17 protein-coding genes are annotated in these 22,648 nt (G+C 42.6%); 8 read left to right on the top strand and 9 right to left on the bottom strand.

Translation table 11 applies throughout. The features are described 5' to 3' along the window. Positions 1–15 precede the first annotated feature (15 nt). Together nrdB and yfaE are read left to right on the top strand one after the other, a co-directional pair. Entirely contained in the window at positions 16–1,149 is a 1,134-nt protein-coding gene (gene nrdB / locus ACWU4D_RS01610) for a class Ia ribonucleoside-diphosphate reductase subunit beta (RefSeq protein ID WP_456049624.1), read from the top strand. After that, positions 1,149–1,427, top strand: a complete 279-nt coding sequence (yfaE, locus tag ACWU4D_RS01605) for a class I ribonucleotide reductase maintenance protein YfaE (RefSeq protein ID WP_456049623.1) — start codon at positions 1,149–1,151, stop codon at positions 1,425–1,427. Before nrdB ends, yfaE begins: the two co-directional genes overlap by 1 nt. An 87-nt stretch (positions 1,428–1,514) precedes the next feature. Here the strand turns inward: yfaE and ACWU4D_RS01600 are convergent, their stop codons facing one another. Continuing rightward, on the bottom strand, positions 1,515–2,753 hold the full coding sequence (locus ACWU4D_RS01600; RefSeq protein WP_456049622.1) for a CinA family nicotinamide mononucleotide deamidase-related protein: 1,239 nt from the start codon (positions 2,751–2,753) through the stop codon (positions 1,515–1,517). 234 nt (positions 2,754–2,987) lie between these two features. Between ACWU4D_RS01600 and ACWU4D_RS01595 the strand changes: the two genes are divergently transcribed. Beyond that, positions 2,988–3,515: a glycine cleavage system protein R gene (locus tag ACWU4D_RS01595; protein WP_456049621.1), complete on the top strand. Its 528-nt coding sequence runs from the start codon at positions 2,988–2,990 to the stop codon at positions 3,513–3,515. Between the two features lie 292 nt (positions 3,516–3,807). Next, complete coding sequence (locus ACWU4D_RS01590; RefSeq protein WP_456049620.1) at positions 3,808–5,409, top strand: methyl-accepting chemotaxis protein; 1,602 nt, start codon at positions 3,808–3,810, stop codon at positions 5,407–5,409. A 133-nt stretch (positions 5,410–5,542) separates the two neighbouring features. On the opposite strand, the gene nspC is transcribed toward ACWU4D_RS01590, so the two are convergent. The 6 genes from nspC to ACWU4D_RS01560 form a co-directional block, all read right to left on the bottom strand. Further along, entirely contained in the window at positions 5,543–6,676 is a 1,134-nt protein-coding gene (gene nspC / locus ACWU4D_RS01585) for a carboxynorspermidine decarboxylase (protein WP_456049619.1), read from the bottom strand. Positions 6,677–6,820: 144 nt separating this feature from the next. Continuing rightward, complete coding sequence (locus ACWU4D_RS01580) at positions 6,821–8,065, bottom strand: carboxynorspermidine synthase (protein ID WP_456049618.1); 1,245 nt, start codon at positions 8,063–8,065, stop codon at positions 6,821–6,823. Beyond that, a complete protein-coding gene (locus ACWU4D_RS01575; protein WP_456049617.1) occupies positions 8,065–10,965 on the bottom strand; it encodes a diaminobutyrate--2-oxoglutarate transaminase family protein in 2,901 nt (966 codons plus the stop codon). The genes ACWU4D_RS01580 and ACWU4D_RS01575 overlap by 1 nt, the downstream gene beginning before the upstream one ends. Positions 10,966–11,540: 575 nt before the next feature. Continuing rightward, positions 11,541–12,686 (bottom strand): Na+/H+ antiporter NhaA, encoded by a 1,146-nt coding sequence (gene nhaA, locus ACWU4D_RS01570; protein WP_456049616.1) that lies wholly within the window; start codon positions 12,684–12,686, stop codon positions 11,541–11,543. A gap of 129 nt (positions 12,687–12,815) precedes the next feature. Continuing rightward, complete coding sequence (locus ACWU4D_RS01565) at positions 12,816–15,230, bottom strand: ABC transporter permease (RefSeq protein WP_456049615.1); 2,415 nt, start codon at positions 15,228–15,230, stop codon at positions 12,816–12,818. After that, positions 15,211–15,882: an ABC transporter ATP-binding protein gene (locus ACWU4D_RS01560; protein WP_456049970.1), complete on the bottom strand. Its 672-nt coding sequence runs from the start codon at positions 15,880–15,882 to the stop codon at positions 15,211–15,213. Before ACWU4D_RS01560 ends, ACWU4D_RS01565 begins: the two co-directional genes overlap by 20 nt. A gap of 265 nt (positions 15,883–16,147) precedes the next feature. On the opposite strand from ACWU4D_RS01560, the gene ACWU4D_RS01555 reads away from it, so the two are divergent. Both ACWU4D_RS01555 and ACWU4D_RS01550 read left to right on the top strand, forming a co-directional pair. Then, the gene (locus tag ACWU4D_RS01555; RefSeq protein WP_456049614.1) at positions 16,148–17,578 is read left to right on the top strand and encodes a DUF2867 domain-containing protein; all 1,431 of its coding nucleotides are present in this window, start codon (positions 16,148–16,150) and stop codon (positions 17,576–17,578) included. A 92-nt stretch (positions 17,579–17,670) separates the two neighbouring features. Further along, a complete protein-coding gene (locus tag ACWU4D_RS01550) occupies positions 17,671–18,285 on the top strand; it encodes a 3'-5' exonuclease (RefSeq protein WP_456049613.1) in 615 nt (204 codons plus the stop codon). Here the strand turns inward: ACWU4D_RS01550 and ACWU4D_RS01545 are convergent. After that, a complete protein-coding gene (locus ACWU4D_RS01545; protein WP_456049612.1) occupies positions 18,282–18,935 on the bottom strand; it encodes a DUF2913 family protein in 654 nt (217 codons plus the stop codon). The two genes, ACWU4D_RS01550 and ACWU4D_RS01545, sit on opposite strands and share 4 nt — an antisense overlap. Before the next feature lie 100 nt (positions 18,936–19,035). Beyond that, a complete protein-coding gene (gene rsuA / locus ACWU4D_RS01540) occupies positions 19,036–19,731 on the bottom strand; it encodes a 16S rRNA pseudouridine(516) synthase RsuA (protein WP_456049611.1) in 696 nt (231 codons plus the stop codon). A gap of 91 nt (positions 19,732–19,822) precedes the next feature. On the opposite strand from rsuA, the gene ACWU4D_RS01535 reads away from it, so the two are divergent. Further along, positions 19,823–21,562, top strand: coding sequence for a DEAD/DEAH box helicase (locus ACWU4D_RS01535; RefSeq protein ID WP_456049969.1), 1,740 nt, complete (start codon positions 19,823–19,825; stop codon positions 21,560–21,562). Between the two features lie 215 nt (positions 21,563–21,777). Beyond that, the gene (gene rplY, locus ACWU4D_RS01530; RefSeq protein WP_456049610.1) at positions 21,778–22,056 is read left to right on the top strand and encodes a 50S ribosomal protein L25; all 279 of its coding nucleotides are present in this window, start codon (positions 21,778–21,780) and stop codon (positions 22,054–22,056) included. The last annotated feature ends 592 nt before the right edge of the window (positions 22,057–22,648 follow it).

Raw genomic sequence — 22,648 nt, 5'->3', positions numbered from 1 at the left:
AAGTTGAGGCAAAACATGGCTTACAGCACTTTTTCTCAGAACAAAAATGATCAATTAAAAGAACCAATGTTTCTTGGGCAACCGGTTAACGTTGCTCGCTATGATCAACAAAAATATGAAATCTTCGAAAAACTAATCGAAAAGCAACTGTCCTTCTTTTGGCGTCCAGAAGAAGTCGACGTTTCAAGCGACCGCATCGATTACAATAAGCTTCCTGAGCATGAACAACATATTTTTATCTCTAACCTAAAATATCAAACTCTACTCGATTCTATTCAAGGCCGCAGCCCTAACGTTGCTCTCCTTCCTTTGGTATCACTTCCAGAACTCGAAACTTGGATCGAAACATGGTCATTCTCTGAAACAATACATTCACGCTCGTACACTCATATCATTCGTAATATCGTTAATGACCCTAGTACTGTGTTTGACGACATTGTCGAAAATGAAGAAATCATCAAACGAGCAAAAGATATTGCGTATTATTATGATGAATTGATTCAAGCAACCAATGACTATCATCGCTTTGGTGAAGGCACACACAAACTAAATGGTGACAACGTCACAGTTTCATTGATGGATTTGAAGAAAAAACTTTATCTCTGTTTAATGTCCGTAAATGCTTTAGAAGCCATCCGCTTCTACGTTAGTTTTGCCTGTTCTTTCGCATTCGCAGAACGAGAGCTCATGGAAGGTAATGCAAAAATCATCAAACTTATTGCCCGTGATGAAGCTCTTCACTTAACGGGTACACAGCATATGATTAATATGTTGCGCAATGGCCAAGATGACTTTGCGTTCGTTCAAATTGCTGAAGAATGTAAACAGCAATGCTTTGACCTGTTTAAGCAAGCTGCAGAACAAGAAAAAGAGTGGGCATCCTACCTCTTTAAAGACGGTTCAATGATTGGGTTAAACAAAGATATTCTGTGCCAATACGTTGAATACATCACAAATATTCGAATGCAAGCCGTTGGCTTAGGCGTGGCTTACCCAGATTCGACTAGCAATCCTATTCCTTGGATCAATGCATGGCTTTCTTCTGATAACGTACAAGTTGCACCACAAGAAGCTGAAATAAGCTCATACCTTGTCGGTCAAATTGATAATGAAGTTAGCCTAGATGACTTTGAGGACTTCGAACTCTAATGTCACAACTACGGATAAACCAAAAAATCGTCGTCGAGTCTAACTCGTCCAACACACTTCTTGAAACCATGGAACAGTCAGGTTTAGAAGTCGAATATCAATGCCGAGAAGGGCATTGTGGTGCGTGTCGCTGCAAATTAGCGAAAGGCAACGTCGATTACGTTGGTTTTGCCATGGCCTATACCTCTGGAGACGAAGTACTCCCATGTATTAGCCGAGCCAATGGTGATGTAGAACTTGAAGAAGTTAATGTTCATTTAAATGTAAAAAGGGCATAGCCTGCCCTTTTTTATACCTTCCAGTTTTATCGCTTCCCAAGTGGGCATGTTGCCCATTTGAGTCGCTGATAAATCCTCAAAATTCACCTACTTTAATGATTCGATAGGCAAATAGATTTTCTTAATTGTTTTAGAAAAACGATATTCGCCAAATACCGGTTTACCTGTTAGATAGCGCAACAACATATCAGCGGCAATGGTACCAATAACAATTTTACTATCTTCATCGGAATAATCTCGATTGAATGAATGACTCTGAGCCCATTCTCCGTATGGTGTAGACAGGGCTAAAGTAAAGGTTCGGTTACGATATTCTCCGGTCGCGATGGCGATATCTGTTGCACTTTTCTCTTTTGTCGCTGCAGCTAATGCTAATGCTGCACTTAACGCATCCTTATCATCCATGGCACCAGCAACGTGTGAACTCAGTATCCAGCAACTGCCTCGCGCTTCGCTGATACTCGGGTCTGAAAATAACCAATTACTTAACCAACCACGCGTACTTTGCTCCGCGAGTGCTAAAGTTACTTCAGTTTTGGCAACGCAATCTCCTAAACGAGTCAACATGGTCTGATCGATACTAACGACCTTGTCTTCTACCTTATCTCTAATCTGTTCAATCAGCTCTAGCGCACCTTCATAATCCCTTTTAGGCCCAAAAACCTTGATTTCAATAAAAGGAATGTAAGAACGATAGCCAAGTTGATATTCAGGAGGTAACGGAATGGTCTCTAACCACTGAGCAAGTTCAGATTCAGAACTCCCGACCGTATATATACGATGACAATCCGACCCAACAAGTTCTGGAAAACGATGTTGAAGATCAGGAACAATTTGTTCTACAACCATCCGTTTAAATTCACTCGGTACACCTGGTGTAAAATAACAAAGGCACTCATTGATCACGCACTGAAAACCGCATGCGGTTCCAATTGGGTTATCAATAAATGTTGAGCCCGCTGGCAACATGGCTTGTTTGACATTGCTATCGGGCATAACTTGGTTGCGAGTTGCGAAAAAAGCATTCATTTGCTCGAGCCAATCTGGAAACAGCTCTAATTCCACACCAGCGACATTAGCAGCAACTTCTGTTGTAACATCATCGGATGTAGGACCGAGCCCCCCATTGACGATTAGGACATCTGAATTCAACGTCAGTAAGATCAACTCTTCGGTTAAAGCTTGGTGACTATCGCCGACCGTAGAACGTTTTGATAAGCTAAATCCCTCTTCAAAAAGAAGACCCGACAACCATGAAGCATTGGTATCAACAATATCCCCATGCAACACTTCTTCACCAGTACTTAACATTGCCAGTTTTAACATTTTTTACTCTCAACTTAGATGGTTAGTGCTATCGACAATAATGACGCGAACTTAATGAAATGGACATAACGGTTTACTTTACCTAATCCACATTTTTTGTATTTTAATCGCAATGAAGTTAGATCCCAACAGCAATTTCTAGCGACAACACGGCAATTCAAACTGCTGCATCTAAACTATTACAGTATAAGGAATAAAACGAATCACCTCATATATAACTGTCGGAGAATAATTATGATGTCTACATTTATCGTGAGTTTCATCGGTGAAGCGAACCCGAGCGATATTCAACAGCTGGCAACCATAACTCATGAAAACTTTGGAACTTGGCTCGTCAGCAAAGTCAATTTTCTCGATAGCCAAGTCGCTGCCGTAATTAAAATTGAATTACCCACTGAACATAAGGACGCGGTAATTGATGCGTTTATTTCTCATCCCAATTTAACTGCCAAGGTTAGCGAATGCAATCAAATCATCGATAACAACGATGAACATATCTACCAACTACGTATGGATGCTCGAGATCGAGCTGGAATTGTAAATGACATTACTCATCTGCTCGACAGCCAACGAGTACGTGTGCTCGATCTCAATTGTCAGCGTGTTTTTATAACGGGTAATTCAGGAATAAGCTCAACCATTTTTACCGCTAATATTTCGGTAAAGCTTCCAAAACTACTCTCTATCGACGACATAATAAAAGAGCTGGAATCATTAAGTGAAGAAACTAAGGTAATGCTTGAAAATAGACAATGTAAATAAAATATTAATGCCATATGCTAAATATTATTTAATTCATATACTTATGACGAATAAATCTTGCAAATCACCTATTTCAAAACTATATGTTAGAAGAATAAAAAATATAGTTATTATTATTTAAGCTAATGATTTAAATGACAATAATATACATACGAACTTAAACACATAATATTAATACGAAATTGATTGTATATTTATATAAACCAATACTCATAATAAAAAATATAAATTTAGACTCAAATATATACATTTAAAGTAATAACTAATTTGTCCTTTGGCTAAGGTGGTAACATTGATGTTTTTAAAAAATATGAGAGTGAGCTGCAAGCTTGCTTTGATCATTGGTGTGGGTGTTGTAGGGTTTATCGCACTACTCGTAATATCCGAAAACGCTCTTAAACGAAACTTATTCCATGAAAAAGAAGCACGTCTTAGTGCGGTCGTTCATTCCACTATTTCACAAATCGAGTACCTCACCAATACACTTCCCACTGACCAAGTTGAAATTCAAGCGAAAGCACTTATCAATGCAACTCGCTTTGACGGAGATAATTATCTATACGTAATTGACACAAATCGCTATCTTTTGGCTCACCCCAATGCAGGTTTGATTGGTAAACAGATGGGGAGTCGTGATGTCAATGCCAAGGATCACTTTTGGTTTCAGATGGTCGAGGTAGGTGCGGCAGGTGGCACTGTAATGTATCCATGGCAAGATACCAATGGTAAACCAGCAGACAAGCTCGCTTATGTTGATTCGGTTCCATCACTTGGCTGGATTGTTGGCGCTGGAATGTTAACAAATACCATCAATGTAGAAATCAATCAGCAATACCTTCAAATGGGGCTTATTACATTAGCAATATCTGCTGTGATGGGCATATGCGGGTACATTATTAGCAAAGCGATTGTTGTGCCACTTAAAGCCATTCAGGGCGCTATGGACAAAGTTGCTAAGGGCGATCTTACTGCCGAAATTCCCACGTATGGAACTGACGAGATTGGCGTAGTCGCGTTACAGACTACCAAAAGTTTAGCGTCAATTCGAGAAGCATTGGGTAGCTCAGTTCAGTCATCGAGAAACCTTGCTGACGCAGCGACTCGAATTGCTTCTTCAGCCGAAGAAACATCGACCGCTGTAATGAGTCAACGCGACCAATTAAATCAATTAGCCACGGCGATGAACCAAATGAGCACGACAGTCGCTGAGGTTGCCAATAATGCCGAATCCACTGCAAATGACACAGAAGAAGCGACTCGTGAAGCAGGAAAAGGCAGCCAAGATTTAGTTTCAAATGTCGAGAGTATTCAGTCATTGGTTACTGAACTAGATTCTGCAACAGATCAAGTCGAAAAGCTCAAAGAAGGCGTGATGGAAATTAGTGAAGTCACCTCCGTAATTACCGGTATTTCAGAGCAAACCAACCTACTAGCACTTAATGCAGCAATTGAAGCAGCTCGTGCCGGTGAACAAGGTCGTGGTTTTGCCGTTGTTGCTGATGAAGTTAGGAACCTAGCTGCAAGAACCAGTCAGTCAACCGAAGAAATTCAAAGCACCATTAACCGCTTACAAGGTTTAGCTTTGGGTACTGCTGATGTAATGAAGCGCAGTCAAGACTTAGCTCATAACAGTGTTAAACAAGCAGAGAGTTGTGGTTCTGATCTTGATTTAATTGAAGGACACATTCGCCATGTTAATGAAAGTGTTGTACAAATTGCAACCGCTGCTGAAGAGCAGAATGCCGTGACAGAAGACATGAACCGTAATGTCGCTGGAATCAGTGATTCAGCATTAGAAATGTCTCAAGCGGCCAATCATTTGGCCAGCGAGAGTGAAACACTTGCGGATATGTCTCGTCAACTCGATGACAGGCTTGCCCAGTTCACGATTTAAACACTCGGTCAAACAATACTCGATCCTAAAACAACAGGATAATAAAAACGCCAGAAGATGAATAATCTTTTGGCGTTTTTTATTACCTTAAATCAATCAGTTAGCTTGCTTCAGCTACTTCAAACACTAGCACTTAGCTCACCGACCACTGAGAAAGAGAACGTTTGAAATCATCATAGCCAAACTCATTAAGTTTTTCGATTCGTCCATCTTGGCGTTGACAATACACCGAAGGCATCTTCAAACCATTAAACCAATTCAATTTGACCATTGTGTAACCTGCACTGTCTAAGATATGAAGCTTTTGTCCAATCTCTAAGGGTTGATCAAACTTGGCAACACAGAACTGGTCCCCCGCCAAACAAGAGCACGACCCGATGACATATTCATATTGCCCATTTTCTGAAGCTTCTAAAATTTCCGCAGGTTCATTATAAATTAACGTATCAAGCCGATGAGCTTCTGTCGCAGAATCGACGATGGCAGTTTTCATTTCATTCTCGACAATATCGACAACCGTCACCACTAAGTCTGTCGTCTTGGTGATAATGGCTTCTCCCGGCTCTAGGTAAAGTTGAACTCCATGTTTATCAGCAAAGGCTCTCAGTGCCGCAGCAAGCTTTTCAATTTCATAATCGGGCCATGTGAAGAACACACCACCACCTAAACTGACCCAATCTAATTGATCGAGGTACTCTCCAAAGTCGTTAGATATTGAATCAAGTAACGAAATAAAAGCGTCGGCATCTTTATTCTCACAATTCATATGGAACATCACACCATCGATTGTCTCAAACACCGCTGGTTCAATATGATTCGTTTGTACCCCTAGGCGTGAATAAGTTCTCGCTGGATTCGCTAAATCTTGCCCCGCATAACTCACACCCGGGTTTAATCGCAGTCCGATTGAAGCTTTACCTTCAACAAGATGACGATATGCGGCAAGTTGACTTTGCGAGTTGAAAATCATTTTGTTGCAGATATCCGCAACTTCAACAACATCCCGCTCACTGTAGCCAACACTATACGCGTGCGTTTCACCACCAAACGTCTCATGCCCTAATTTTACTTCATAAGGCCCAGAGCTTGTTGTACCGTCCAAATAGGGTTTAATGATGTCAAACACGCCCCACGTCGAGAAACACTTAAGAGCAAGCACCAGCTTAACCCCAGAGAGTGTCTTCAACCGTGCCGCTATCTCGAGGTTTCGAATCAACTTAGATTCATCGATCATAAAATAAGGTGTATTAAGAGATGATAGTTCCATCTTACTCGACTCCTAATCATCGGAATAATGGCTCAGCAGCTCATCGCTCCGAATAAAATAAAAACAGCCACAGTATTTACCATGGCTGAGGTTTACAATAACAAAAGCGCACTTACATAAAGTGCTTTTAATTCTGTTACAACGTTACTTAAGAATCTGAATGTCCGGTTGACGCACATCCAACTCTTGATAATCCCAATCAAGACCAAGCGTAGGCATTGTGTCTAAGAACGGATCCGGGTCGAGCTGTTCCATATTAAACACGCCAGGCTCTGCCCATTTCCCAGCAAAATATTGAATCGCGGCTGTAATCGCAGGAACACCTGTGGTATAAGCGATAGCTTGATGTTCAACATCTTTATACGCCACTTCATGATCCGCAATGTTATAGATAAATACACTACGAGGTTTTCCATCTTTGGTGCCTTGAACCCAAGTACCAATACAGGTGTTACCTTTGTATCCCGGAGCCAAAGAAGTCGGCTCTGGTAAAAGTGCTTTTAAGACATGCAAAGGTTGAACTTCACGACCATCCGGTAGCGTTACTGGTTCTGGGTTTAACAAACCAATATCACGCATCACGTTAAAGTAGTTTAAGTAACGGTCGCCAAAGCCCATCCAAAATTCAATGCGTTTCGCGGGAATGAATTCTTTTAGTGAACGCACTTCATCATGCGCCATTGAATACACTTTATGCTTGCCAACAACCGGGAAATCAAACTCGTGCATCCGTGAGTGACACTCTACCTGCTTCCATTCACCATTTTCCCAGAAAAACGAATCTCCCTGAATTTCAAGCATATTGGTTTCTGGGTCAAAGTTAGTCGCAAATTTTTTGCCATGATCGCCAGCATTAACATCCATCACATCAATTGAGTCGATCTCATCGAAAAGGTGCTTCACTGCGTAAGCGGCAAAAATACTCACCACTCCAGGATCGAAGCCGGCCCCTAAAATACCGGTAATACCCGCCTCTTTAAATTTGTCACGGAATTCCCACTGCCAATCATAAGCTTGTGGTACTTGTTGTCCTTCAGAGCACAGGTCGACGGCTACTGAGGTATCAAGATACGACACTTTCGCCTGATGACACGCTTCCATGATGGTGATATTAACCCAAGGAGGACCGACATTTATCACTAGGTCTGGTTTCACATCCTGAATCAAAGCCACCAATGCCTCGACATCATCTGCATCTACAGCTCGCGCTTCGAGCTTCTTAGCCGAGTCATTTAAGTTATTACGACCTTTAATTGACTCAATAATTTTTTCACACTTTTCTATCGTGCGAGAGGCAATCGTAATATCACCGAGAATATGGTTATTCTGTGCTGCTTTATGTGCAACAACCCAACCGACGCCACCTGCGCCAATCTGTAAAATAGACATTAGTTTCTGTCCCTTTGTTGGATTAGCCTCACGGCTAGATCTTCAATTTTTGTTAACAATGCGTCGAAATCCGACATTTTTAAACATGGATTCAAAATTGTAAATTTAAGTGCTGATTTTCCATCAACAACCGTTTCACCAAGTACTGCAATACCACGAGTTAACGCTTCAAGGCGTAATTCTTGATTCAAGGCGTCCAGATCTGTTACTTCTTCATTTACAACTCGGAACAGTACAGTCGATAAAGACGGCTCTGCCAATAACTCAAACGAAGGTAGCGCATCTACTTTATCCGCAACCCGTTTTGTCTGTGTGATGAGATGATCAACCATCTCACCCAAGGCTGTAGGGCCAACACTTTGCATTGTCATAAAGACTTTTAAAGCATCAAAGCGCTTGGTTGTCGACATCGATTTGTCCACCAAGTTTGGCAAAGTATCATGCTCACGATTTAAGTAATCCGCATGATGAAGTAAATACTTAAAGCGTGACTTATCTTTCAACAGCACCGCACTGCAACTGATTGTTTGGAAGAACATCTTGTGGAAATCTACCGTCACCGAATCCGCCCGCTCCACACCAGATAACCGCGCTTTATGGCTACTCAACATCAGCGCGCCACCATAAGCACTATCAACATGCATCCACAGCTGATGTTTTTCAGCGACATCTGCAATAGCATTTAAGTTATCGATCGCACCATGGTCGGTCGTTCCTGCTGTGCCTACAATCGCAAACGGAATGAGTCCTTCCTCTTTTGCCTTTGTAACCTCATGTTCAAGCAATGAAACATCCATTGTGCCATTTGCGTTAGAGCTAACGGTTAAGACGGATTTCTCTCCCAATCCCATCCACGATGCAGATTTTTGCACCGTAAAATGCGCCTTCTCGGAACAAATAATTCGCAGCTTATCTGCATAATCCGGTAAGCCGAGTTTTTGGATAGAATGATCTGAGAGTTTATCTGCAATCCAATCACGAGCAAGCAGCAACGCCATTTGATTACTTTGAGTTCCGCCACTGGTAAACACACCATCAGCCTGATCACCCAAATCGTATTTATCACAAACCCAATCAACCACCCGCTGTTCAACGTACGTTGCCGCCGAAGCTTGGTCCCAAGAGTCCATCGATTGGTTTAACGCCGCGATCATGGTTTCAGCAACAATCGATGCTAAAAGTGGTGGTGTATGCAAGTGCGCAATGCAGTCGGGATGTTGAACAATAATGGAATTTTTTGCGATCAATTCCGACATATTGCTTACCACATCTTTCAATGGCGCATTTTGATGATCCATATCGACTTCATGAATTATCTTTTCTAATAATTTGGGTTCAAAGCCAGAATAAGGAGCATCCACAGATTCAAAAACGGTCTTCAAAGATGAAGCAGTGTGATTGAGTACTGCCGCAAATTCATTGCTTCCCGATAGACCAGTTTGAACAAAGTGATCACTCCAATCACTGGTCGTATCGCTTGATGACTTATAGTCACCACCAGCCACAATTATGGCCTCTTCAAGTACACGTAGTGCAAAATCAATCTGCTCAAACGAGATAATAATAGGCGGCAAGAATCGAATTACCGAACCGTCTCGGCCACCCTTTTCTACCATCAATCCTCGTTCCAGAGCTGCACGTTGAATTCTTAGGGTTAGATCACCATCCGGTAGAGGCTCATCAAACTTATTAAGCTCTCCATTCGTATGCTTAACTTCAACGCCAAGCATCAACCCTTTGCCACGTACTTCCGCTATACAATTAACTCGACTCTGGATTTTTTCCAATCCCATACGCAAATATTGACCCGCGATATTGGCATGTTCGACTAAGTTATCGCGTTGAATAATTTCGAGTGCCTTTGCACCAGACACCATCGCTAATTGATTACCACGGAACGTTCCAGTGTGCTCTCCTGGATTCCAAGTATCGATGTCTTTCTTCAACACAAGAAGAGACATGGGTAAACCACCACCAATCGCTTTTGACAAGCACAAAACATCAGGAACGATACCCGACTCTTCAAAGGCGAAGTTGTAACCGGTTTTCGCAACGCCACATTGAATTTCGTCAAAAATTAATAAGATTCCGTGTTCATCACAAATACGACGTAATTCGCGTAACCAAAATGCAGGTGCAGGAATAACACCGCCTTCACCCTGAACCGGCTCAACAATAATGGCAGCTGGCTTCATTACCCCAGCTTCATCATCATTTAATAGGCGTTCGATGTAACGAATACTGGCTTTCGCTCCCTCATCACCGCCAAGGCCAAATGGGCAGCGTAAATTATATGGAAAAGGCATAAAGTGCACATCTGACATCAAGCCAGTGCGGCGCGCTTTTGTTCCTAAGTTACCCATCATGCCCATGGTTCCGTTTGTCATACCATGATAAGCACCGCGAAACGAAAACATGGTATTGCGACCTGTTGTCTGTTTCGCCAACTTGATCGCCGCTTCTACAGCATCGGCACCAGAGGGACCACAGAACTGAATCACACTGTTATCAGCTAATTCTTTAGGCAGAAACGCATTAACTTGATTAATGAAATCTCGTTTCGTTTCAGTAGTAATATCAAGTGTTTGATAAGGTAAACCGGAATCAAGTTGATCTTTTAATGCTTGATTAATCTCTGCATGGTTATAGCCCAGTACCAAAGTACCAGCACCCGCTAAGCAATCTAGATAAACCTGACCACGCGTATCTTCCACCAGCAAACCTGAGGCGCGTTTAATCGCTATCGGTAAACGACGAGGATATGAGCGAACAGCAGACTCACTCTCCTCTTGATCAAGCAAGACTTGATCAGGTGTAAGATCATAAATTCCTGTTGGCGTAGGAACTTGATTAGAAAATGGAGATGATAATGCATCATCAACGATAAAGGCTGTGCTCATTAGGCGCCCCTTATAAAAATGTCAAAACCGAACCGTTTTCATCCATCAAACTGAAGAATTAATAAAACGGACGAACATCAAACCACCCAAATTTCGCAAAATAGGATGAGTTAATAGCCAATTAAAATGGCAAACTTGAATAGACCTAGATAATCAAGGTTCGGTAATGCTTCTATTTTCTAAAACAGGGCATTCTGGTAGCAAAAAGCTGATTATTGAAGGTATTGTACGTATATTCACTGTTGGGTTTCCCATAATTAATGCCGTTCCCACGACAAGAGTATCCCTTCTACTGATAAATAGGCTTTTATCAGTACCTACCCTACGAAATGACACAATCAGCTTGAATGCTCACTTCGCGTATCCCCCAGATCACAATTACTCCGAGATTGTTGCGGAAATTACCACAAAAATAGCGATAAAAGCAATGAATTTTGCAGTGTAATTAACAACATAATCAACATAAGAAATGAAGTCATTCTAAAATCAAAATGTTAGCGCTAATAAAAAATCCCTAGCCAATGACCAAGCTAGGGATTTATCCGATAGGAACCAGTGTGTATTAATCTTTTACATTAGGCTTTTCGTAGTGATAGAGAAAGTCCCACATAACCCAAGACCGCCGCAATAGTTGAACCCATCAAAATCCCCATTCTCGCCAATGTATCCAAGTCTTGATGCAATTGACCGAAGGCCAACGAAGAGATGAATATCGACATCGTAAACCCGATACCACAGAGCAACGCAACAGCAAACACTTGTCGTAAATTGGCACCAACGGGCAAACTTGCCACACCCGACTTAATTGCTAGCCAACTGAACAAGAAGATACCGGCTGGTTTGCCGAACACCAAGCCTAACGCAACACCAATTGGAACAGCGCTACTCAAGCTTTCGATAGAAACGCCCTCTAGGCTTAGCCCTGCATTGGCCAATGCAAATAAAGGCAGAATCGCGTATGTGACATAGGGGTGTAATGCATGTTCAAGAGATTTCAATGGTGATGGTGCATCTTCAGTTTTACCTTTTAAAGGAATCGCAAAACCGATAACAACCCCTGCTAATGTAGCATGAACCCCGGACTTCAACACCGCAATCCATAAGATTGACCCAACCACAAGGTAAGCTGCCAAACGAGTCACACCTAAATAGTTCATGATTAATAAGGCAGTCGTTGCAATAAAACCAACCGTCAACGCAAGTGTGGATAGGTCACTGCTGTAAAACAAAGCAATAATAACGATAACCCCAAGGTCATCAATAATCGCGAGTGCGAGCAAAAACACTTTCAAACTCAGAGGCACGCGATCACCCAACAGTGCCATAACACCCAAAGCAAACGCAATGTCCGTTGCCGCAGGTATCGCCCAACCACTCAAGGTCACTGGGTCACCCATGTTAAAACTGGCGTACACTAACGCAGGTACTACCATACCACCTAATGCTGCCACAGCCGGAAGAATGGCGCTGTCTCGTGTTTTTAAAGCACCTTCAAGCAATTCTCTTTTAACTTCTAACCCAATCAAAAGAAAAAAGACTGCCATCAAACCATCATTGATCCAGTGGCTCAATGACATACCGACAACTTTGGCATGAAGAAATCCGTGATACACATCAGAAAAACCTGAATTAGCCAACATCATAGCTGCCGCGGTCGCGAGAACGAGTAGAATCCCACCTGATGAGTCGTTCTTGAAAAAATCGCGAAGAAAATTATCCATATTCGTACCTTTTTTAACCAACACTGACTTAACTAGTTATAGTAAAAGTTTAGTCGGATTGAAAGGAATATAAAAATCGATTTAAAAAGCGTTAAACCTCGGAAATATCGAACTAAATGATTTTTGAGGTTACATTGAGTTGCGTAAAATATTCATTGGTGACCGACGAACGAGGCGGATGATAGGAAATGCGCCTGCAATCACTAAGGCGCCCAACGACCATGCCGCCATAGAAAATAGGTCTGCGCTGAAGTAATCTAAAGGAATAGACCAACCAAACGAGCCTTTTATAGAAGTGCTAATAATTAACTGAGCGAGTCCGATACCAAGCGGTACTGCTATCGCTAAACAGATAAGCCCAAACGTGAGAAGCTGCAAACTTCCGATAAGAATGAGCTCTTTACCAGATACTCCGAAGCAACGTAACAGAGTAAAATGACGTTGACGGGCGGCTTCTCCGGCGAGTGTTGCAACAAACACACCACAGATAGCAATGAAAAGTGTGATATTTCCTAATTTCTTTGCCACCAAAAATGTCTTATCAAAAACTCGAATCACCGCATTATAAATCTGACTGTTGCCATAAATTCGGTCAGGCGTCAGATGGAACATGTTATCCAACTTAGAGCGAACTGAGTCTGAATAGCTTGAGTGATGAAGATCAACAGCGTAAATCAAATCTCCATTAGTCTGAAAATGATGCCGCCATTCAAAGTCGGATATCACGACTTGGAAGTGTGGATTCCCATAATCATAATAGATCCCCCCCACTAGCCAATCATCACCCATTTCACTTGGCAAATTCAGGTGATCTCCAGGTCGCAAATCCAATTTACTCGCCGTTGATTCGTTCAGTAATACGGTCTTACTGTGATGTAACTTATACCAATAATCAGGAGCACCCACTTTAATGGTTAACGCTTGGAGCTCGACGTCACTTCTTCCGACACTCACCACTTGCACAGTTCCATTATCGGTAGTGACATCCGTTTCCCAGCGTTGCCAGAAATCACTCACTTCTGGCTGGTCTCGTAACCATTCATCAATATACTGAGACTGCTCTGCGGTACCATGAAAATAGAGGTCGGCTGCAAGACGGTGTTCTAACCATTGAGAAGTGGTTTCTCGAAAACTGCCAACCAAGGTTTCTGCGGCAATGTTAGTAGCAAGTGCAATCAGAAATGCCATGGTCGCAATACCACGGTAACTCATACTGGCTGCGGAATCGGCAAAGAACCATCGAAGCCTAACCGAACTCAAACTATAAGAGAGAAAATCAAAAAACTTCCATACGATAAAAGGCGTAATAAATGCCACACTCACCAGCACTAACACCAGCACCCCTAATCCAACCTCTGGAATATGGATATAGTAAAAAAGCACAATGGCCAGTATCGCAAATACGATAGAAAAATAGGTCTGAACCGTAAACTCAGAGCCAGCAAACCGGATCAAAGATAAACGTTCGGTTAATCGAATAGGCTCGGATTTTAGTAGGCGAATTACCGGCCAGATACATGCGCATGCAGCTCCGACGATGGTTAATATCAAACTATAGAAACACCACCACAGATCGATTCCATAAAACATATTCGGATTTTCCACAATCCCTGCCGAGCCATAGACACTAGGGAGTAATTGGTTCGCTAACACCAATCCGAAAATATTGCCACACAACCAAGAAATGATAATAAAAAACAATAATTCAATAACGATCGCTTTGGTAAGGTCTCGTCTCGCAACACCCGCCTGACGTAGCATCCCGACCAAACGCTGGCGTTGAATAAACGACAGTGAAATGGCTTGAGAAAAGATAAACAGCCCCACTAAGAAAGCAAGCAGACCCATCGCCTTTAAATTCATATTGAAAGCTTGAGTTAATGCGCTTAATTCCGAGCGATAATTGCGCTTAACTTTGTATTTATCTCCCAAGATCGATTTGAGTTTTGTGAGTTTAAACGGAGGCATATCAGCACATGCCACCATAGATAAAGACTGTTTTTCATTGAGAGATTGAACCAATTGAATACTGGAAGCCGCACGAAGACCATAAACAAGATTGTTATCTTCAACCCAAACTGGCCCAAGTGTTTTTCCGTTTTTTAAAACCAAAGAATCGCCGGAATCAAGTAGCGCCTGTTGCGCAAATTTTCGACTAACGACAACCTGATACTTATCTGGAATAGGCGAGCTAAAAGCGCGATTCGCTATCGTTCTATCAATCCCAATAATAGTCAGGTCTACGCCAAAGTCAGTCGTAACTTTAGCTTGAGCATAAGGGGTACACTGGCCAACATCAGCATTTGAAACTGTTTCAAACAGTGAGTTCGGAATCGCCTCCCCTTTTTTAGCTTTTATTTGATACGGAAATGGATTCGCCGTGAGCTGATCAACTTCTTGATAACCGACTTGGGCATGATAGGTAATGGTGGTAACACCAATCAGCAGAGAAACACCCAGTGTTAACCCCAACCAAACCAGAATAAATTGTAAAGGGTAGCGACGATAGTGTCCTAGTAGTGCTTTAACTACGGGCAACAACATGCAGCTGGCCCCCTTGCAACCGGATACACCCGTCCATATGGCTGGCGACAGTTTCACTGTGTGTCACAAGCAAAAGCGTACAATCGAGTTCTCGAGTCAGCGATGTTAAGAGGCGCATAACCGCATCTGCGTTACGTTCATCTAAACTGCCTGTAGGTTCATCGGCAAGTAGCAACTTGGGTTCCATATAGAGCGCCCTTGCAATGGCTGCTCTTTGCTGCTGACCACCCGAAACTTCTTCTGGATAACGGCCAAGCAACGGCATTAAGTTTAAATTAGAAATGATTTGTCGCCATAGGTTGTTATCTTCAGGCAATCCGCGTAACTGACGGCAGAATCGAATGTTATCTGCAACATTCAACGTGGGAAGAAGATTGAATTGCTGGAATACATGGCCAATAGTATGTCGACGAAATGCAGCCCTTTTATGCTCCGATGTTTTATGCATCGAAAAGTTAGGAAACCATATCTCACCTGAATCTATTTTATCGAGACCTGAAATAAGGTTGAGCAATGTGCTTTTTCCAGAACCACTCTCTCCCATTAATGCTAATTGTTGGCCGCGTTCTAATCTAAGATTGGCACCCTGCAAGACAGGATGAAATTCATCACCATCAACGTAACCTTTGCAGAGATCTTTCAGAAATAACATTAACCAACTCACATAATTTCCGTATGGGAATGTGAATCTACACCAAAAAATAGAAATGAGGAAGTTTTAGCCGTAAAATTGAGACTAATTAGCTAGTGTTCGGGCTATTTTCGTGCTAGATGTCGACATGAAATAGTAAAATTAACACCAAATTGTTCTCTAGAATCAGCCTAAATAAAGGTTTTGTGACTCTTCTCTGGAATATTCATTCACTGATTGAATCAATTACGCTAGATTAAAGGGCTCATTTTCGCGAGACTATAAAATGAAAAAGATCTTGGTTTTAGGCGCTTCTGGATATATTGGCTCTCAACTTCTGCCACTGCTGATCAACAAAGGCCACCATGTCACCGCATCTGGTCGACAAATAGATTACTTAAGCGCACGGACAAAACCGCACCCTAATTTGCAGCTACAATACCTCGATCTTAGCGACCCAGACTCAGTCCTAGAGCAGATTCAAGGTTACGATCTCGTCTTTTTTCTTGTTCATGGTATGAACCACGGCGATGATTTTCTCGACTACGAAATATCCATGGCCAAAAACGTGGTCGCTGCACTCAAAAAAAGTACGACTCAACATGTTATCTATCTCAGTGCCATTCAGCCGCAATCGGCAGCATCAGAGCACCTATTAGCTCGCAAAGCAACGGGAGAACTCCTGCGTCAATTACCGATTCCGGTAACAGAATTACGCGCCGGTGTCGTCATCGGTCCCGGCTCAGCAGCGTTTGAAATTATGCGTGACTTTGTCTACAACTTACCCGTATTAATTACGCCGAAGTGGGTATATTCAAGTGCAAATCCAATCGCGCTGCAAAACCTCAATTTTTACCTGCTTAAACTTATCGACGACACGCCAGATCAACACCAGACATTTGAAGTTGGCGGCCCTGATACGTTGACTTATCGAGAACAGTTTCGAATTATTTGTCAACTTGCACATAAGCCATTTCGACTCTATTCAACGCCACTGCTAACGCCAAAACTCGCCTCTTATTGGCTAGGCATGGTGACATCTGTACCCAGTAATATTGGTAAAGCGCTCTTGGCTGGCCTATCTCATGATTACGTTGCCAACAACAGAGAAATTCACGCTAAGTATCCACAGTCACTGTTGAGTTATTACGATTCGGTTCACCATACAATTGCAGAAGAAGGCACCTTCATTCGGAGCCAAGTGTGGGGATTTGACCCGAATGCGTTAAAACGTTGGCAACCCGGATATGGCTATTACCCTAAACAGACCGGAGCCAAGATAACCACTCAGGCATCTGCCCAGCAGTTATGGCAAGTCATCAAAAAAATAGGCAGTCGAGAAGAAGGGTATTTTTACGCCAATGCACTCTGGCGCATACGTGAATGGCTCGATGTACCCTTTGGTGGACGAGTCCCTGTTCGGCGCTCTCCTGCCGGCGACGAAGTCAAAGCGGGCGATTTTATTGATTCTTGGAAAGTTATCCGCTGTGAAGAACAACGTTTTCTTTCGCTATTATTTGGTCTAAAAGGACCGGGATTAGGCCGGTTGGAGTTCACGGTTGTCGACCATGGCGATACGCGCGAGCTAAACATTACTGCTTGGTGGCACCCACAAGGCTTCCGTGGGTTACTTTATTGGTTTGCCATGATGCCTGCTCACTTATTTATTTTTCGTGGTATGGTACGTGCCATTGTGAAAAAAGCGCTTCGTGTGTAGCAGCTTTCAAAGCGGTTAAACCACCGCTTAACGTTACCGTTAATGACAATATTCTCCACAACAACCGGCTCTAGTTAGTAAGGAACGTTCCCATGGCCAATGCATATTCCGTTGTCGTACTCGATTTTGAAACTACCGGGTTATCACCAGATATGGGGGATCGTGCCATCGAGATTGGTGCTGTGCGGATAGAAAACGGAGAGATTACCGATCGTTTTCAAGCTTTGATGAATCCCGGCCGACGAATCAGCCCGTTTATCGAAAACTATACTGGCATCAGTAATGCGATGTTGATGGATGCCCCACCAGCGGATGAGGTGATGTTAGAGTTTGCTAATTTCATTGGAAACGCCAACCTAGTCGCACACAACGCATCATTCGATAAACGTTTTCTCGATGCTGAATTTGAGCGTATTTCGCATCAATATAGTGGGCAATTTGTCTGTTCAATGCTGTTAGCGAGAAGAGTATTGCAAGATGCGCCCAATCATAAGTTGGGTACATTAGTTGAATACACTAACCTTCCCAGCGATGGAGAGTTTCACCGCGCACTATACGATTCAGAGATGACAGCAAAAGTTTGGCTAGAAATGCTCATTCAGATTCAGCACAGCTACCAACTTTCAACTGTGCCTTTTGACTTTGTTCAAAAGCTAACCAAAACGCCAGCGAAAAAAGTGCGCCAACGTTTTTCTAATTCCTACTAAGCGTTAAAGCTTAAGGGTATTTCTGCCAATTGTTTGCCCTGATTACTCGGGAAAATAAGATATTCGCCATGGTATTTCACGTTCGATTTATAATCGGTACGTTTATGCAGCATAAAACCCGATTGACCGGCTTGTTCTACAAATTGAGCATGATTTCCACGGACGAAGAAACTCATTGGTTTAACTAAATTTTCACCATCAAAACACGAATCACACTGATCGGCACATAACGCCAGAGAATTTTGTCCTTCAGTGTAGATCTGAACTTTACCTTGGCCAACAATCGCTTCCGATGTCGAGACTTCCCAATCTAAACTTTCCATCAAATCGAGAAACGCTTCAATATTTGCATCAGTAATGTTTTGTGCTTGCTCGGTAAAGAACTGAGCGTAAAACTTAGATATCCGTTTAAAGATCTGTTCAAGCGCCAAGCCATTTCCTTGTGAACGTCCCATTTTCTGCCAACTAATCAGATCACGTGCGACGCAGGTATCGAAGCGCTGATCTTTAATCGCTTTGGTGACCCAACGCACTAAAAACTGCTTGTTTGAATTAGGAGCATCAATCAGTTTTCCTTGCTGATGTAACGCTTCCATCGCTTCTAGCGCTTGGTTTACGACATTTTGAATTTCTTGATAATATTGAGTCACGGTATTTTTCTTCCACACACTATGTACGATATTTAAAGGCTGTTAATGGTTTTCGCTTAACCAACCCACATTCACTGTTAATCTATTCGCGATCATTTCGCTACGGCAAAAAAGACGCCACTTCTTCTGGAGTTAAATTCCGATATTCTCCCGGCTCCAACATATCATCCAACTCAATCGTACCGATACGTTCGCGGTGCAACCCAACGACTTTATTTCCCAACGCGGCAAACATTCGTTTTACTTGATGATATTTTCCTTCATGAATGGTGAGTAACACCTCATTGCTATCAAGAACCTTTAACTGTGCAGGCTTGGTTACACTTTTCTCACCGCGTAATTCTATACCACTCTCAAAAGCTGAAAAATAATGATCTTGAACGGGATCGGCTAACCAGACTCGGTAAGTTTTATCGCACTTATGTTTCGGTGACGTCACTCGGTGCGACCACTTTCCATCGTTGGTAATTAAAACTAAGCCAGTGGTATCTACATCGAGCCGGCCGGCAAAATGCAGGTCTTGAACATTCGCTTCATCGAGTAATAAAAAGGCGGAGTGGTTATACGCGTCTTCATGAGAACAAACATAGCCTTCGGGTTTATACAGCATGATATATACGTTACCACGTAACTCTAAAGTGCGATTTTGCCACGTCACTTCGCATTCATCGGTTAACTTGAGTGCGCCATTTTTGGCAATAACATTATTGACTTCGACTTCTTTGGATTTAATTAACTGAGTCGCGTTTTTACGCGTAATTCCCAAAGTGTCAGATAAAAACTTATCGAGACGCATACTTACCTCATTATGATTAAGTGCGCTATTATACCCGCCCAATAGGTTTTAGTTGAGTCATTTCACTGCTTTGTTGCAGCGTTCATTTACTATGTATGCATTACGTCCTTATCAAGCCGATGCGGTAAAAGCCGTTATTCATTATTTCCGCCGTACCTCGGAACCGGCAGTGATTGTGCTCCCAACAGGTGCCGGAAAAAGTTTGGTGATTGCTGAACTGGCTCGTTTAGCAAAAGGCAACGTTCTTGTTCTTGCTCATGTCAAAGAGCTGGTTGAGCAAAACCACGCAAAATACGAAAGCTACGGCCTCCAAGGCGCGATATTTTCCTCTGGGCTGGGTCGCAAAGAAACCGATCAACAAGTGGTGTTTGCTTCGGTTCAATCGGTGGTTCGCAACTTAGACGCATTTACCAATAAATTTTCACTTCTGGTTATTGATGAATGCCACCGCGTTCCTGAAGAAAAAACCAGTAGCTATCAAAAGGTGATTTCGCATCTTCGCCAAGTCAATCCGGGCATCAAAGTTTTAGGGTTAACTGCGACCCCTTATCGATTAGGCGTAGGTTGGATTTACCAATATCACACTCGCGGTTTAATTCGCAGCGAAACACCCCGCTTCTTTCGTGATTGTATCTTCGAGCTTCCAATATTTTATCTGTTAGATGAAGGTTTCCTCACCCCAGCCAAGTTAATTGACGCTCCAGTTCTTAGCTATGACTTTTCTCAGCTTAAACCGGCGTCTACTGGCCGTTATAAAGAGTCGGAACTTGACTTAGTGATCGACCAATACAAACGTGCGACTCCCCAAATCGTGGAACAGATCATTCAGCAGGCTCGCACTCGAAAAGGAGTGATGATTTTCGCCGCAACTGTGCGTCATGCTCAGGAAATTCTATCGTTACTTCCACCTGAACACAGTGCAATCGTGATCGGGGATACCGTTGCCACTGAGCGCGATTCAATCATTGCGCAATTTAAGCAACAGGAGATTAAGTTCCTTGTAAACGTGTCGGTGTTAACTACTGGGTTTGATGCGCCGCATGTCGATTTAATTGCAATTTTGCGCCCGACAGAATCGGTCAGCTTATATCAACAAATCATTGGCCGTGGTTTGCGTCTTGCTGAAGGTAAGTCTGAGTGTCTGGTGCTCGATTATGCGGGTAATCAATACGACTTATATCAACCGGAAATCGGCGCTGAAAAACCAGACAGTGACAGTGAGATCGTCACCATTCCCTGCCCTGCCTGTGGCTTTAACAATAATTTCTGGGGGAAATTGGATAGTAATGGCTTCCTACTTGAGCATTTTGGTCGCCGTTGTCAGGGCTATTTTGAAGATAAAGAGACCGGGGAACGCGAACATTGTGGCTACCGTTTTCGCGCCAAATATTGCTCTGAATGCGGCGCAGATAACGACATTGCCGCAAGAATATGCCATGAGTGCGACGCGACACTGGTCGACCCCGACAAGAAACTAAAAGAAGCGCTAAACCTAAAAGATGCCTTGGTGTTTGAGTGTAGAGATATGACGTTGTCGGTTGTCAAAAATGAACAAGATAAAACCCAACTCAAAGTAACCTATATTGGTGACAACAACGCACAAGTTCACGAGTTTTGGTCGTTGCGAACTAAGGCTCAAAAAGTCGCATTCGAAAGCAAATTTGTACGCCCTCACCTTGCAGATCGACATCGCCCTTTTTCCCACAGCTCTCCGACTCAAGTTGCCAATAACCAGCACCGATTCAGGCTTCCCCAGTTTGTGATTGCTCGAAAATCGGGCCGTTTTTGGAAACTGCGAGATAAGATATTTGATGACGAACTCAGCCAGTAGGCATGAATTCCAACACTTTTGATGACACACTTATCTCTAACAATCAGCAATTCAATAATTTACTCGGTTTTCGTAGTGAAGATGTTGCTCAAAATACTCGTGAGTGTTAGTATCCGCGCTCGTTTATCGACATAATTTTGTCATAAGCTTAACCGCGTAGAATAAGGTCGCATTATTCACGTGAATTTTATTACACAAATTTAAGAGTAATTACTATGAAATTTGAAGCAGTAGTACGTACTGAACTAGGTAAAGGTGCGAGCCGCCGCCTACGCCATGCTGGTCAATTCCCAGCTATCATTTACGGTGGTGAAGCAGCACCAGTATCTATCGCTCTTGATCACTCAAACGTGATCAACCAAATGGACAAACCTGAGTTCTACGAAGGTATCGTTCTAGTGATCGACGGCAAAGACGTGAAAGTTAAGCCTCAAGACGTTCAACGTCACGCTTTCAAGCCAAAAGTTGAGCACATGGACTTCATCCGCGTTTAATTCCCTACCAAGGAATGCGCCGGATTTAATCCAGCCTTTTGCATAAAGATTATCGGCCTTACCATCCGAGACATCTAAAAATTAGAAAACCCAGATGCTACCAACATCTGGGTTTTCGCCGTTTTTGAGGGCTAAAACATCTGACAAAGAGTGAACTTATAAAATAGTTCTAACCAAAAAAAAATTCACGCCTATTTTCGCCCAGAAACTTTCAGTATAAAAAGTAGAATAGAAATAGGAAAACGAGTTGCTCTACGTTCTCTCCTAAACACGTTTTTGGACATCTTTGTGTTAGGGAATTTGCTAAATTAGAGCAGTGCGGATAACTTTTGGTATCAAAAAGCACACAATCGTGTCTATGCAATGCTAACCAAGCCTGATGATCCATGAGGTTCATCTGCGTCCTAAATAAATTCAATACAAAATTATTCTCAGAGAATTAATGCACAAACATGCTCACTGTATATATCAACAGAAGGCATTTCCTACAGCCCAGGGTTAGCAGACACTAACAAGAAAGATCCCTCTTTGGAATTATCGTTCATTTTATCCTTTACAAACTATTGAAAAACACCGCCTATGCCCATATATT

The organism is Vibrio phycocola (assembly GCF_053850235.1).
This window is presented reverse-complemented; position numbering and strand designations above follow the sequence as displayed.

Coding starts and splice junctions, on each gene's coding strand:
- nrdB (WP_456049624.1), top strand. CDS start 16: ATGGCTTACAGCACTTTTTCTCAGAACAAAAATGATCAATTAAAAGAA.
- yfaE (WP_456049623.1), top strand. CDS start 1,149: ATGTCACAACTACGGATAAACCAAAAAATCGTCGTCGAGTCTAACTCG.
- ACWU4D_RS01600 (WP_456049622.1), bottom strand. CDS start 2,753: ATGTTAAAACTGGCAATGTTAAGTACTGGTGAAGAAGTGTTGCATGGG.
- ACWU4D_RS01595 (WP_456049621.1), top strand. CDS start 2,988: ATGATGTCTACATTTATCGTGAGTTTCATCGGTGAAGCGAACCCGAGC.
- nspC (WP_456049619.1), bottom strand. CDS start 6,676: ATGGAACTATCATCTCTTAATACACCTTATTTTATGATCGATGAATCT.
- ACWU4D_RS01580 (WP_456049618.1), bottom strand. CDS start 8,065: ATGTCTATTTTACAGATTGGCGCAGGTGGCGTCGGTTGGGTTGTTGCA.
- ACWU4D_RS01575 (WP_456049617.1), bottom strand. CDS start 10,965: ATGAGCACAGCCTTTATCGTTGATGATGCATTATCATCTCCATTTTCT.
- nhaA (WP_456049616.1), bottom strand. CDS start 12,686: ATGGATAATTTTCTTCGCGATTTTTTCAAGAACGACTCATCAGGTGGG.
- ACWU4D_RS01565 (WP_456049615.1), bottom strand. CDS start 15,230: ATGTTGTTGCCCGTAGTTAAAGCACTACTAGGACACTATCGTCGCTAC.
- ACWU4D_RS01560 (WP_456049970.1), bottom strand. CDS start 15,882: ATGTTATTTCTGAAAGATCTCTGCAAAGGTTACGTTGATGGTGATGAA.
- ACWU4D_RS01555 (WP_456049614.1), top strand. CDS start 16,148: ATGAAAAAGATCTTGGTTTTAGGCGCTTCTGGATATATTGGCTCTCAA.
- ACWU4D_RS01550 (WP_456049613.1), top strand. CDS start 17,671: ATGGCCAATGCATATTCCGTTGTCGTACTCGATTTTGAAACTACCGGG.
- rsuA (WP_456049611.1), bottom strand. CDS start 19,731: ATGCGTCTCGATAAGTTTTTATCTGACACTTTGGGAATTACGCGTAAA.
- ACWU4D_RS01535 (WP_456049969.1), top strand. CDS start 19,823: ATGTATGCATTACGTCCTTATCAAGCCGATGCGGTAAAAGCCGTTATT.
- rplY (WP_456049610.1), top strand. CDS start 21,778: ATGAAATTTGAAGCAGTAGTACGTACTGAACTAGGTAAAGGTGCGAGC.